Origin of the sequence: Micromonospora sp. LOL_025, assembly GCF_048060285.1 — a bacterium.
GTDB lineage: Bacteria > Actinomycetota > Actinomycetes > Mycobacteriales > Micromonosporaceae > Micromonospora.
Map to the genome: position 1 here is coordinate 60156 of NZ_JBHMIR010000020.1, position 12571 is coordinate 72726.

The 12571-nt window shown below is 74.5% G+C and carries 12 protein-coding genes; 2 read left to right on the forward strand and 10 right to left on the reverse strand.

The window, feature by feature from the left end; translation table 11 throughout:
- Nucleotides 1-166: 166 nt before the first annotated feature.
- From ACFHW0_RS22410 to ACFHW0_RS22445, 8 genes are all read right to left on the reverse strand, one after another.
- Nucleotides 167-1426, reverse strand: coding sequence for an MFS transporter (locus ACFHW0_RS22410; protein ID WP_416610499.1), 1260 nt, complete (start codon nt 1424-1426; stop codon nt 167-169).
- Between the two features lie 142 nt (nt 1427-1568).
- A complete protein-coding gene (gene htpX, locus ACFHW0_RS22415) occupies nt 1569-2444 on the reverse strand; it encodes a zinc metalloprotease HtpX (RefSeq protein WP_416610502.1) in 876 nt (291 codons plus the stop codon).
- 170 nt (nt 2445-2614) lie between these two features.
- Nucleotides 2615-4141, reverse strand: a complete 1527-nt coding sequence (locus ACFHW0_RS22420; protein WP_416610593.1) for an NADH-quinone oxidoreductase subunit N — start codon at nt 4139-4141, stop codon at nt 2615-2617.
- Nucleotides 4142-4187: 46 nt separating this feature from the next.
- Nucleotides 4188-5693: a complex I subunit 4 family protein gene (locus ACFHW0_RS22425; RefSeq protein ID WP_416610504.1), complete on the reverse strand. Its 1506-nt coding sequence runs from the start codon at nt 5691-5693 to the stop codon at nt 4188-4190.
- Nucleotides 5690-7636 (reverse strand): NADH-quinone oxidoreductase subunit L, encoded by a 1947-nt coding sequence (locus ACFHW0_RS22430; protein WP_416610506.1) that lies wholly within the window; start codon nt 7634-7636, stop codon nt 5690-5692. The genes ACFHW0_RS22425 and ACFHW0_RS22430 overlap by 4 nt, the downstream gene beginning before the upstream one ends.
- Complete coding sequence (gene nuoK / locus ACFHW0_RS22435; RefSeq protein ID WP_121399908.1) at nt 7633-7956, reverse strand: NADH-quinone oxidoreductase subunit NuoK; 324 nt, start codon at nt 7954-7956, stop codon at nt 7633-7635. The genes ACFHW0_RS22430 and nuoK overlap by 4 nt, the downstream gene beginning before the upstream one ends.
- Nucleotides 7953-8564, reverse strand: coding sequence for an NADH-quinone oxidoreductase subunit J (locus ACFHW0_RS22440; protein WP_416610508.1), 612 nt, complete (start codon nt 8562-8564; stop codon nt 7953-7955). The genes nuoK and ACFHW0_RS22440 overlap by 4 nt, the downstream gene beginning before the upstream one ends.
- Complete coding sequence (locus tag ACFHW0_RS22445) at nt 8561-9187, reverse strand: NuoI/complex I 23 kDa subunit family protein (RefSeq protein ID WP_416610510.1); 627 nt, start codon at nt 9185-9187, stop codon at nt 8561-8563. The genes ACFHW0_RS22440 and ACFHW0_RS22445 overlap by 4 nt, the downstream gene beginning before the upstream one ends.
- Nucleotides 9188-9280: 93 nt before the next feature.
- Between ACFHW0_RS22445 and ACFHW0_RS22450 the strand changes: the two genes are divergently transcribed.
- A complete protein-coding gene (locus tag ACFHW0_RS22450; protein ID WP_416610512.1) occupies nt 9281-9853 on the forward strand; it encodes a Uma2 family endonuclease in 573 nt (190 codons plus the stop codon).
- Here the strand turns inward: ACFHW0_RS22450 and ACFHW0_RS22455 are convergent.
- Nucleotides 9834-10268, reverse strand: coding sequence for an ester cyclase (locus ACFHW0_RS22455; protein WP_416610514.1), 435 nt, complete (start codon nt 10266-10268; stop codon nt 9834-9836). The two genes, ACFHW0_RS22450 and ACFHW0_RS22455, sit on opposite strands and share 20 nt — an antisense overlap.
- Before the next feature lie 222 nt (nt 10269-10490).
- On the opposite strand from ACFHW0_RS22455, the gene ACFHW0_RS22460 reads away from it, so the two are divergent.
- Nucleotides 10491-11504: a glutathione S-transferase family protein gene (locus ACFHW0_RS22460; RefSeq protein WP_416610595.1), complete on the forward strand. Its 1014-nt coding sequence runs from the start codon at nt 10491-10493 to the stop codon at nt 11502-11504.
- Nucleotides 11505-11509: 5 nt separating this feature from the next.
- Here ACFHW0_RS22460 and ACFHW0_RS22465 read toward each other — a convergent pair whose 3' ends face one another.
- Nucleotides 11510-12472, reverse strand: coding sequence for a complex I subunit 1/NuoH family protein (locus ACFHW0_RS22465; protein WP_357883232.1), 963 nt, complete (start codon nt 12470-12472; stop codon nt 11510-11512).
- Nucleotides 12473-12571 lie beyond the last annotated feature (99 nt).

Consider the following 12571-nt stretch of genomic DNA (forward strand, 5'->3'; position numbering starts at 1 on the left):
ACTCCCGGCCCAGAGAGGATCCCGCCGGGTCAGCGGGAGAAGACGAGCAGCAGCACCACCGTCAGGATCGCGCTGATGAGCAGCGAGCCGAGGCAGCCCACCCGGTTCGAGAAGAAGACGAACATGACCGGGTGGTACCCCGCCAAGGCGGCGGGAATCCGGGGCCTCAGGCCGGCAGCAGCTCTTCGGTGCGTACCGCCGTGGCCTCCGCGCGGGCGATGGGCCCGGCGGGCAGGGCCGCGACCCCGGCCCCGACGGCGACCGCGGCCCCGGCGAAGACGAACGCCCAGGGCACGCCGCCGGCGTGGTCGACGATCAGGCCGGCCACCGCGCCGCCGGCGGCGCTGGCCCCCACCGACATGGTCACCACCCAGGTGTACGCCTCGTTCAGCATGCTGGTCGGGGAGATCCGCCCGACCAGGGTGTTCTCCAGGGTGAGTGCGGGCGCGATCGTGGCGCCCCCGATCACCAGGGCGGTGCCCAGCGCCACGGGGGTGGGCATCACCGCGAAGACGGCGAAGCTGGCGGCCACCGCGCCCAGCAGCAGCGAGAACTGCCGGGTCATGTTCCGGGCCGGCTTGCGGACACCGAACCAGAAACCGCCCACGGCGCTGCCGACGCCCCAGACGGCCAGCAGCACCCCGGCGAGGCTGTCGGGGTCGTCGGCGGTGTAGGCGGTGGCGAACGCCGGCACGGTCACGCCGGCCGCGCCGAAGGCGATGCCCAGGCTGGCGACGCAGAGCAGCAGCGCCGGGAAGCCGGGCACGCGCAGCGGGCCGAGCCCCCTGGTCTGGTGCTCGCGCGGGTGCGGTCGCCAGCCGCGCATGACCCGGCCGAGGGCCACCGCCATGGTGCCGACCAGGGTCACCACGGCCGAACCGACCAGGGCGGCCCCGGCGTCGGCGAACAGGATGAAGCCGGCGACCAGCAGCGGACCGAGCACGAAGACGATCTCGAAGAGCGTGGTCTCGGCGGCGAGGGCGGTGTTGCGCAGGTGCCACCGGCCGGACGACGGCGAGGTCAGCTCGTTCCAGGCGCCCCGGATCGCGGCGGTCAGCGGCGGGTAGGTGGCGCCGGCGACCCCGGAGGCCACGAAGACCAGCGCCAGGCTGCCGGCGTCGGAGCGGGCGGACCAGAGCAGGCCGAGCAGGGCGAACGGGTGGGCGACGGCGGTGCCGACGAGCACCGGGGTGGGGCCGATCCGGTCGGCGATCCGGCCGGCCACGGGGCTGAGCGCGGCACCGGAGAGGGCGTAGATGCCCCCGGCGACGGCCGCCAGCGAGTAGCGGCCGGTGACCTGCTCGACGACCAGCAGCAGCGCCAGCGGCGTCATGCCGATCCCGAGCCTGCCGATGATGCCGGTGAGCAGCAGCATCGGCGCTCCGGGGATCCGCCAGACGCCCAGGTACTGGCGCAGTGCGGCCACGATCGACCTCCAGGGGATGTAACGAGCGGGGAACCTTTCGACCCTAACGCCGCCGGAGGCGTGGAAGGAACGGTTAACGCGCTCACACGGCGTTCCGCCCGTGTCCGGCGGACCGGACACGGGCGGAAAGGTGATCAGCGCCTCAGCGCTGGAACTGCACGGGGCCGCTGTTGGCGGCCATCCGCTCCAGCCGCGCGACCCGCTCCTCCATCTTGGGATGGGTGGAGAAGAGCGCCGCCACGCCGCCGCCCTTGAACGGGTTGGCGATCATCAGGTGGGCGGTGCTGGTGAGCTGCCCCTGGGCCGGCAGCGGCCGGCGCTGGGCACCCAGGTGGATCTTCTTCAGGGCGCTGGCCAGGGCCAGCGGGTCCTTCGTGAGCCGGGCGCCGGAGGCGTCCGCCTGGAACTCCCGGCTGCGGCTGATCGCCAGCTGGATGACGGTGGCCGCGATCGGCCCCAGGATGATGGTGAGCAGCAGCACGGCCGGGTTCGGGGAGTCCTCGTCGTCGCCCCCGCCCAGCGGGATGAACCAGGCGATGTTCGCCAGCATGGTGATGATGCCGGCCAGACCGGCCGCCACGCTGGAGATGAGGATGTCGCGGTTGTAGACGTGCGACAGCTCGTGTCCGATCACGCCCCGCAGCTCGCGGTAGTCGAGGATCTCGGTGATCCCCTGGGTGACGCAGACGGCCGCGTGCTGCGGGTTCCGCCCGGTGGCGAACGCGTTGGGCTGCGACGTCGGGCTCACGTAGAGGCGCGGCATGGGCTGCCCGGCCTCGGTGGCCAGCTCGCGGACCATCCGGTACAGCTCGGGGAACTCTGCCTCGCTGACCGGTTGCGCCCGCATCGAGCGCAGGGCGAGCTTGTCGGAGTAGAAGTAGGTGACGCCGTTCATGACCAGTGAGACGACGACGGCGATGACCAGGCCGCCACTGCCGCCGAACCAGTAGCCCACCGCCAGGATCAGCGAGGTGAGCAGGCCGAGCAGCGCGGCGGTCTTCAGACGGTTGTGGTGCACGATCACTCCTTCGGTGCAGCACGGATCGCGCGGGATCCGCTGACCGGTTCAACAACCCGGTACCCGCCAACCATCCGTCTCATGACTGTGAGTTGCCTGGGATGTCCGAAGTGCCCGTCGGGCCTACCGCCCCGGAAAGTGGGAAGCACCGCCCCGGCGGAACCGCCGCGTCAGCGGGCGGCGACGTCGAGCACGAGCTGCGGGGCGAAGCCGAGCACCAGCGCCGCCGCCGTCGCCACGGCCAGCACCACGCCGACCGTCCGGGCCCGCACGGGGACCACGGCCGGGGCGCCGCCGGACCCGCCGTCCGGCGCGGCGACCCCGCCCACCGGAACGGCCCGTCCGTCGGCCGGTGCGGCCCACAGGGCGGCGGTGAGGCGCAGGTAGTAGGCGAGGCCGATCACCGCGTTCACGGCCACCACCACGGCGAGCCAGCCCGCGCCGCCGTCCAGCAGCGAACGGACCACGGTCACCTTCGCGAAGAGGCCGGCCAGGCCCGGCGGCAGGCCGGCGAGCCCGATCAGCGCCAGCCCGAGCGCCGCAGCCCGCCACGGGTGTCGCCGGGCCGCCCCGCGCAGGTCGTCGACGGTGCCGCCGTCCGCGCCCGCCGGGCGCAACGCCACCACGGCTGCGAAGGCCGCCAGCTCCAGCACCACGAAGAAGACGGCGTACGCGACGGCGGCCGCGTACGCGGCGGTGCGGGCGTCGGCGGTGCGCCCCGAGGCCAGCGCCAGCGCGCCGAGCGGGGCGAGGATGTAGCCGGCCTGGGCGACCGAGGACCAGGCGAGCAGCCGGACCGTACGCCGCTGGCGCAGCGCCACCAGGTTGCCGACGGTCATCGTCAGCGCCGCGAGCAGGGCGAGCACCGGACCGGTCACGTCGGCCGGCAGCGCGTACTGCACCACGGCGAGCAGGGCCACCACGCCGCCCAGCTTGGAGGCGGTGGAGAGGTACGCCGCCACCGGCAGCGGCGCGCCGTCGTAGGCGGCCGGCGCCCAGGCGTGGAACGGCACCGCCGCCACCTTGAACGCCAGCCCCAGCACCACCAGCGCCACGGCGGCCGTGGTGAGCGGCAGGTCCAGCAGGTCCGGCCGGTCGGCGAGGATCGCGCCGATCCGGCCCAGGTGCAGCCCGCCGGTGGCCGCGTAGAGCAGCGCCGCACCGAGCAGCGTCAGCGTGGTGGCGACCACGCTGACCACGAAGAAGGTGACGGCCGCCTCGGCGCTGGTCAGGCTGTCCCGGCGCAGCCCGACGAGGACGTACAGCGGGAGGGTGAGCGTCTCCAGCGCCACGATCAGGGTGATCAGGTCGCCGGCCGCGCCGAGCACCACGCCGCCCGTCATCGAGCAGGCGAGCAGGAAGCAGTACTCCCCCGCCGGCGACTGCCCCGCCCGCAGCAGTGGGCCGGACAGCGCGAGCACGCCGAGGGTCAGCAGCGCGACGACGACGGCGACCAGGGCGGCCCGGCCGCCGAAGACGTACGAGCAGTCGGGGCCCACGCAGAACGTCCGGCGCTCGTTCCCGGCGCCGACCAGGGCCGCGCCCAGCGCCGTGGCCGTCGCGCCCACGGCGGCCGTCGCCAGCGTGACCCGGGCACGGGCCACCAGCAGGTCGGCGAGCAGCACCAGCACGGCCGTGCCGGCGGCCAGGTACGCCGGGAGCAGCGCCACGTTGTCGACGCTCTGCACCACGCTCATGCTCATGCCGGCACCCCCGCACGTCCGTACCGCCGGCCCGGTTCGCTCACCGCAGCACCTCCACGAGGGCGTCGACGGGGGCCTCGGCGACGCCGAGCACCAGGGTCGGGGCCAGGCCGACCGCGAGGGCGAGCAGCACCAGCGGCGCCCACGCGACCAGTTCCGCGCCGGCCAGGCCCGGGGTGAGCCGCCCGACCGCCGGGCTGGGCCGCCCGTGCGTCACCCGGCGCAGCAGCCGCAGCAGGTACGCGGCGGTGAGCGCCCCGCCGATCGCCGCCAGCACGCCCAGGGTGGTCCAGAGCGCCCCGCCCACCTCGACGGCGGCGACCACGGCGAACGCCTCGCCCCAGAAGCCGGCCAGCCCGGGCAGGCCGAGCGAGGCGACGGCGGCGAAGCCGAGCAGTCCGGCGAGTCGGGGGGCGGTCTCCCGCAGCCCGGACAGCTCGTCCAGCGACCCGGTGTGCGTACGGTCCTTGATCGCGCCGGCGAGGAAGAAGAGCAGGCCGGTGATCACCCCGTGCGCGACGTTGCCGATCAGGGCCGCCTGGATGCCGGTGGTGGTGAGCGTGGCGACCCCGAGCAGCACGAAGCCCATGTGCCCGACGCTGGAGTACGCGATCAGCCGCTTCAGCTCGCGCTGCGCGAGGCAGACCAGCGACCCGATCAGGATGGCCGCCACCGCCAGCACGCCGAGCACCGGGGCGGCCCAGCGGGCGCCCTCCGGGGCCACCCCGACCGCGATCCGGATCAGCCCGTACGTGCCCATCTTGAGCAGCACGCCGGCGAGGACCACGCTGCCGACGGTGGGCGCCTGCGTGTGCGCGTCGGGCAGCCAGGAGTGCAGCGGCCAGAGCGGGCTCTTCACCGCGAAGGCCAGCGCGAGCAGCGTGAACGCCGCGAGCTGGGTGCCCCGGGACAGCCCGGTCCCGCCGGTGAGCGCCACCACGTCGGCCGTCCCGGCGGCGGCCACCACCACGTAGACGCCGACCAGCAGCAGCACCGAGCCGAGCAGCGTGTAGAGGGCGAACTTGCGGGCCGCCCGCCGCCGGTCCGCGCCGCCCCAGCCGGCGATGATCGCGTACATGGGGAGCAGGACGACCTCGAAGAAGACGAAGAAGAGCACGAGGTCGAGGGCGAGGAAGGTGCCGAGGATGCCGACCTCGACGACCAGCAGCAGGGCCACCAGCGCCCGCCCGCTGCCGCCGTCGGGCACCTTCCACAGGGTGTAGGCGCAGCAGAGCAGGGTGAGCAGGGCGGTGAGCACGACCAGCGGCCAGGAGATGCCGTCCACCCCGAGGTGGAAGCGCAGGTCGAGGCCGGGCACCCAGGGCAGGTCGAGCCGGTGCCACGGGCGCACGGCGGGGGCGTCGGCCGCGTAGGTGGTCCAGCCGCGGTCGCCGAGGAAGAGCAGCGCGGCGGCCAGCAGGGTCAGCGCGGCGACGGCAGTGCCGACCGCCCGGGCCGCGCGGTCCCGGGGCGTCGCCGCCACCGCCAGCGCGCCGAGCGCCGGCAGCGCCAGCACCGCCACCAGCAGGAACTCCCCCGTGGTCATGCGGAAACTCCGATCACGACGGCCGCCAGGCCGATCAGCAGCGCCCCGGCCAGCACGCCGACCGCCGCGCGCGGCAGCGCCGCGCGGTGCAGCGCCGCCAGGCCGCCGCCGAGGCCGAGCGCGGCCCGGCCGCTGCCCTCGACCGCGCCGTCCACCACCACCTCGTCGGCGGTACGCGTCGCGCGCGCCAGCGCCTTCGTCGGGCGTACGACCAGGGCACGCTGGGCGTCGTCGAGCCGGAACGCGGCGGCGAAGACCGGCCGCAGCGGACCCAGCGCGGTCGCCGGGTCGGCGGCCGGCTCCCGCCGCCAGCGGAGCCAGGCGAGCCCCGCCCCGGCGGCCAGCAACGCCAGCGGCAGCAGCAGTTCCGGGCCCACGTGGATCAGCAGGTGCTCCCCGGCCGGCGCACCGGAGGTGGGCGTCAGCAGCAGCCGGCGGGCGAAGGCCTGGACGAAACCGGCGAGGCCGAGCAGGGCGGCCGGCACGGCGAGCAGCAGCAGCGGCCAGCGCATCACGGCGGGCGGGTCGTGCGGGTGGGCCAGCGGCATCCGCGCCTCGCCGAGGAAGGTGCGCAGCAGCAGGCGGGTGGCGTACCAGGCGGTGACCGCGACCCCGACCAGCCCGGCCAGCCAGACCAGCCAGCCGACCCAGGACGGGGCCGGACCGGTCCCGTGCAGGGCGGCGTCCCCGGCGACGGTGAGTACGCCGTCCTTGCTCCAGAAGCCCGACAGCGGCGGCACCCCCGCCAGGGCGCCCAGCCCGACCACCGTGCACCAGAAGGTGACCGGCATGCCCCGGCGCAGCCCGCCCATCCGCGACATCAGTGTGGTGCCGACCGCGTGGATCACCGCGCCGGCGGCGAGGAAGAGCAGCGCCTTGAAGGCGGCGTGGGTGAGCAGGTGGAACAGCGCGGCCGGCGGCGAGCCGACCGCGAGCGCGCCCGTCATGTAGCCGATCTGCGAGACCGTCGACCAGGCCAGCACGCGCTTGAGGTCGTCCTGGGCGGTGGCGGCGAACGCGCCGAGCAGCAGGGTGACCGAGGCCATCACGCCGAGCACGGCCAGCGCCACCGGGGTCGCCCCGAACAGCGGGTAGAGCCGGGTCACCGCGTACACGCCGGCGGCGACCATGGTGGCGGCGTGGATCAGCGCCGAGATCGGCGTCGGGCCGGCCATCGCGTCCGGCAGCCAGGTGTGCAGCGGGAACTGGGCGCTCTTGCCGGCCACCCCGGCCAGCAGCAGCAGGCAGGCGGCGGTCAGCGTGCCGGCGGCGTGGTCGTGGGCGAGCACGTCGGCGATCCGGAAGCTGCCGGCCGAGACGCCGAGGAGCGCGATGCCGAGCAGGAAGCCGACGTCGCCGACCCGGGTCACCAGGAACGCCTTCATCGCGGCGGCCGGCGCCTCCGGCAGCCGTCGGTCGTGGGCGATGAGCAGGTAGGAGCAGATGCCCATCACCTCCCAGCCGACCAGCAGCAGGATCAGGTCGCCGGCGACCACCACCAGCAGCATGGCGGCGGTGAAGAGGCTGATCTGCGCCGCGTACGGGGGGTAGCGGTGGTCGGTGTCGACGTCGTCGTGCGGGCCCCGGCGCAGGTAGCCGACCGAGTAGACCTGCACGGCCAGGGCCACCGCGGCGACCGCGACGGCGACCAGGGCGGCGGCGGAGTCCAGCCGCACCCCGAGGCTCACGGTCAGCCCACCCAGGTCCACCCAGGTGGTGGACGCCTCGGCGGGCCGGTCGAGGGTGACCAGCAGGGCGACGGCGAGCGCCAGCGCACCGGCCGCACCGGCCACGCCGAGCCAGATCGCCACCCGCCGGGCCCGGTCCTCCCCGGTCCGGACCCCGTCGGCGTCGCGCGGGGCCGGCGGCAGCAGCAGGCCGGCCAGACCCGCCACCAGCGGTACGGCCGGCAGCAGCGCGCCGAGCAGGGTGGTCGTGCTCACCGTTCCCCCTCCGGGCGCTCGGTCAGCGGCACCTCGTCGACGGCGACGGTGGTCCGCAGCCGGTAGAGCTGGAGCACGATCGCCAGGCCCACCCCGATCTCGGCGGCGGCCAGCACGATCACGAAGAGCGCGAAGACCTGCCCGCCGTGCGGCAGTTGCGCGCGCACGGTGGTGTCGGCGGTGACCAGGATCAGGTTGACCGCGTTGAGCATCAGCTCGACGGCCATCAGCACCAGCACCGCGTTGCGCCGGCGCAGCACGCCGTAGACGCCGAGGCCGAACAGCAGCGCGGCGGTGACGTACGGGATGACGGGTCTCACCGCGACCGCCCGCCGTCGTCGTTCGGACCTCCGTCGACGACGGCCGCGCCCGACCGTCCGGCGCCCGGTCCGCCGGTGCGGGACCGGTCGGTGCCCGACCCACCGGTCCTCGGCCGGCCGATGTCGGGGCGGGAGATCACGATGGCGCCGACCAGGGCGGAGAGCAGCAGCACCGAGAGCACCTCGAAGGGCAGCACCCAGCTGCGGAAGATCTGGTCGCCCAGGCGTTCGGCGGTGCCCGCGTCGGGCAGCTCCACGGCCGTCCACCGGTACGCGTCGACCAGCAGGGCGGCCAGCCCGAGCCCGGTGCCGCCACCGACCAGCGCCGCCGCCCAGCCGGGCCGGTCCAGGTCGTCGGAGGCGCCGATCGGGGCGCGGGTGAGCATCACCGCGAAGAGCAGCAGCACCACCACCGCGCCGACGTAGATCAGCACCTGCACCCAGGCCACCAGCTCGGCGGTGAGCACCAGGTACATCCCGGCCAGCGCGCCGAGGCAGAGCACCAGGTAGAGGCCGGCCCGGACCAGGTGCCGGGTGGCCACCACCAGCACCCCCGAACCGACCGCCAGCGCGCCGAGGGCGAGCAGCAGCACGTCCGCACCGGTCATGCGCCGGCCTCGGGCTCGGGGCGTACGGGCGAGGCGGCGGGACGGGCGGCGGACGCGGCCGGGACCGCGGCCTTGCGCGCGGCGGCGGTCTCCTCCTTCGCCGGCTCACCGTTCGGATCGTGCGCGGGCGGCGGCGGCACGGTGCCCATCCACTGCCCGAGGTGCTCCTTGTCGTGCAGCAGGTCCTTGATGTCGTACTCGGAGTATTCGAACTCCGGCGACCAGTAGAGGGCGTCGAAGGGGCAGACCTCCACGCAGATGCCGCAGTACATGCAGAGCGAGAAGTCGATGTCGAACTTGTCGAGCACGTTGCGCTGGCGGGGGCGGGCGGCGCCGGGCACCGCCACCTCCTCCTTGTGCGAGTCGATGTAGATGCACCAGTCCGGACACTCCCGGGCGCAGAGCATGCAGACCGTGCAGTTCTCCTCCAGCAGCGCGATCACCCCGCGCGAGCGGGGCGGCAGCTCGGGGGCGACGTCCGGGTACTGCTGGGTGGTCGAGCGGCGGGTCATCGTCTTCAACGTGACCGCGAGCCCCTTCACCAGGCCCGCGCCCGGCAGGCCACGGTCTGCGCCGGCGCCGCCCGGCTCGCTGCGCTCGCTGCGGTCGGTCATGCCGACCATCCTGCCCTGTGGCCGCGGCGCGCGCGACCACCACCCGGGGTCTGCCGGCGGTACCGTGAGGCGGGGAGAACGACGCACCGGAAAGGGCCCGCCATGACCGCCGCGCTGCAGGGCGACCATCCGCCGCCGGGCGGGTGGACGGTCGACGACCTCGACCGCCTGCCCGACGACGGCCGCCGCCCCGAACTCCTGGACGGAAACCTCATCGTGTCGCCCTCCCCCACGCGACTCCACCAGTCCATCGCCGGTCGCCTCATGGCCGCGCTCGACGAGACCTGCCCGCTCGACCTGGACGTCACGCAGGGCGTCGAGGTGCGGCTCTCCCGCACCCGGGCCTTCATCCCCGACGTGCTGGTCACGGAGCTGGACGCGGCCTCGCGCAACCCCTCGCACTACCGGCCCCACGAGGTGATGCTGGTGGTCGAGATCGTCTCCGAGGGATCGCGGAGCATCGACCGGGTGCTCAAGCCCGCGCTCTACGCCGAGGCGGACATCCCCTACTTCTGGCGGATCGAGACCGAGTCGGGGATCGTCGTGCACGCCCACAAGCTCGACCCGGCCAAGCGGGTCTACGTCGAGCAGGCCCGGATGACCGACGGCATCCTCGTCCCGGAGCCGTGGGAGATCGACATCCCGCTCGCCAGGATCACGCCCCGGTCCCGCTGATCCCGCCCGCCGTGGGCGGGAGCATCTCGACGCCGAGCTGCTGGAGGAGCTGGAAGAGCTCGTTGCAGCTCCACACGTCGATGATCTGGCCCGCGTCGTCGAAGCGCAGGAAGCTCGCCCCCGAGTAGCTGACCACCTGCCCGGTCGGCGGCACCGGGCCGAACGGCCCGGCCTGGGTCCCGGCGGCCCGCCAGTGCACCGCCACCCGGTCCCCGGCGGCCACCACGTCCACGATCTTGTAGCGCAGGTCGGGGAAGGCCGCGCGGCGTTCCCGGTGCCACGCCAGCGTCGCCTCCGGGCCGGCCCCGCCGAGCCCCGGGCAATCCGGCCCGACCAGTTCGTACGCGGACTCCTCCCGCCGGGCGTTCCACACGTCGGCGATAAAGCGCCGGGCCGCCGCCTCCACATCGATCATCGCGGCAGCCTATCCGCCGGCCGGGGCCGAGCCTGGGCGGCGGAGTCGGCACTCGGCGCGCCCGAGGGCGGCGCAGCCGCCATGATGGGACGAGCGACGGGCGACGGCGGAGGGGCGGGCATGGGCGGCACGACCGAAGGCGGCACGACCGGAGGCGGCGCGGCGGGCGGCGGCGCGGCGGCACACGCGGGCGGCACCGCCGGCGGCGGCGACGAGGTGCTGATGCGCACGGGCGGCAGGTACGTCGAGCCGGGCCGCGAGTTCACCCGGGACCAGCGCTACATCGCCACCCGGATCACCGCCGACGGCCGCGACGGCTGGCCGGTGGAGCCCGGCCGGTACCGACTGGCGGTCAGCCGCGCCTGCCCCTGGGCGAACCGGCTGATCATCGTCCGGCGGCTGCTCGGGCTGGAGGACGCGATCTCGATGGCGGTGGCCGGCCCGACCCACGACAAGCGGAGCTGGACGTTCGACCTCGACCCGGGCGGGCGCGACCCGGTGCTCGGCATCGAGCGGCTGGCCGAGGCGTACTTCGCCCGCTTCCCCGGCTACGAGCGGGGCATCACCGTGCCGGCGATCGTGGACGTGCCGTCCGGTCAGGTGGTCACCAACGACTTCGGGCGGATGAGCCTCGACCTCTCCACCGAGTGGACGGCGTACCACCGCGACGGGGCGCCCGACCTCTATCCGGAGCGGCTGCGCGACGAGATCGACGAGGTGAGCGCGCTGCTGTTCCGGGACGTCAACAACGGCGTCTACCGGTGCGGTTTCGCGGGCGACCAGGCGGCGTACGAGAAGGCGTACCACCGGCTGTTCGACCGGCTGGACTGGCTGGGCGAGCGGCTGGCCGGACGGCGTTACCTCGTCGGGGACACCATCACCGAGGCGGACGTGCGGCTGTTCACCACGCTGGTCCGCTTCGACCCGGTCTACCACGGGCACTTCAAGTGCAACCGGAGCAAGCTGACCGAGATGCCGGTGCTCTGGGCGTACGCCCGGGACCTGTTCCAGACGCCGGGCTTCGGCGACACGGTCGACTTCGACCACATCAGGCGGCACTACTACGAGGTGCACCGCGACATCAACCCGACCGGGATCGTGCCGCTCGGCCCCGACCTGGCGAACTGGCTGACCCCGCACGGCCGGGAGGCCCTCGGCGGCCGTCCCTTCGGCGACGGCACCCCGCCGCCCCCGCCCGCCGAGCGCGTCGACCCCGCCCACACCCCGCTGCGCTGACTGCCCTACAGCGCGACGCGGACGGCGGCGGTGAGGACCAGCTGGCCCAGGGAGACGGGGACCAGGACCAGCCAGCAGAGGCGCTGGAGCTGGTCCTCGCGCAGGCGGGGGTAGGACACCCGGAGCCAGATGATCAGGAACGAGACGGCGAAGACCTTCAGCAGGGTCCACAGCCAGCCGAGCTGCGCGTCCGCGAACGGGCCCTGCCAGCCGCCGAGGAAGAGCACGGTGGTCAGCGCGGCGATCACCACGATGCCGACGTACTCGGCGAGGAGGAAGAACGCGAACCGCAGGCCCGTGTACTCCGTCATGTAGCCGAAGACCAGCTCCGAGTCGGCGACCGGCATGTCGAACGGCGGGCGGCGGATCTCGGCGAGCCCGGCGAGGAAGAAGACGACCATGGCGGGGGCCTGCCAGAGCAGCCACCACGGCTGCCACGCCTCGACGATGCCGGAGAGGCTGAGCGTGCCGGCCGCCATCGCCACCGACGCGGCGGCCAGCACCAGCGGCAGCTCGTAGCCGAGCAGCTGGGCCGCCCCGCGCAGGCCGCCGAGGAGGCTGTACTTGTTGGCCGACGCCCACGCCGACATCAGCACCGCCACGACGCCCACGCCCACGACGGCCAGCACGAAGAACAGGCCGATGTCCAGCGGCTGCCCGACCAGGTCGTCCGGGCCGAGCGGGATCACCAGCAGGACCAGCAGGTAGGGCACGAGGGCGACCGCCGGGGCGAGCCGGAAAACCGCCCGGTCCGCCTCCCGGGGCGTGACGTCCTCCTTCTGCACGAACTTCACGCCGTCGGCGACGAGCTGGGCCCAGCCGTGGAAGCCGCCCGCGTACATCGGACCGAGCCGGCCCTGCATGTGCGCCATCACCTTGTGCTCGGCCTGCCCGACGAGCAGCGGCAGGGTGAGGAAGGCGACGAGCACGCCCCCCACCCGGATGACCAGCTCCAACCACAGTGGCATCAGGGCGTACCTCCGTCGTCGCCGGAACGCTCCGACGCCGGCCCCTCCGGTGCGGGCCGGTCCGCCGCCGGGTCGGAGCGGGCGGTCCGGCCGCCGGGC

Bases quoted from the DNA above. Each gene is read 5' to 3' on its own strand.
- ACFHW0_RS22425 (WP_416610504.1), bottom strand. From the start codon at position 5,693: ATGACCACGGGGGAGTTCCTGCTGGTGGCGGTGCTGGCGCTGCCGGCG.
- ACFHW0_RS22420 (WP_416610593.1), bottom strand. From the start codon at position 4,141: ATGAGCGTGGTGCAGAGCGTCGACAACGTGGCGCTGCTCCCGGCGTAC.
- ACFHW0_RS22445 (WP_416610510.1), bottom strand. From the start codon at position 9,187: ATGGTCGGCATGACCGACCGCAGCGAGCGCAGCGAGCCGGGCGGCGCC.
- ACFHW0_RS22465 (WP_357883232.1), bottom strand. From the start codon at position 12,472: ATGCCACTGTGGTTGGAGCTGGTCATCCGGGTGGGGGGCGTGCTCGTC.
- ACFHW0_RS22440 (WP_416610508.1), bottom strand. From the start codon at position 8,564: ATGACCGGTGCGGACGTGCTGCTGCTCGCCCTCGGCGCGCTGGCGGTC.
- ACFHW0_RS22455 (WP_416610514.1), bottom strand. From the start codon at position 10,268: ATGATCGATGTGGAGGCGGCGGCCCGGCGCTTTATCGCCGACGTGTGG.
- ACFHW0_RS22460 (WP_416610595.1), top strand. From the start codon at position 10,491: ATGCGCACGGGCGGCAGGTACGTCGAGCCGGGCCGCGAGTTCACCCGG.
- ACFHW0_RS22450 (WP_416610512.1), top strand. From the start codon at position 9,281: ATGACCGCCGCGCTGCAGGGCGACCATCCGCCGCCGGGCGGGTGGACG.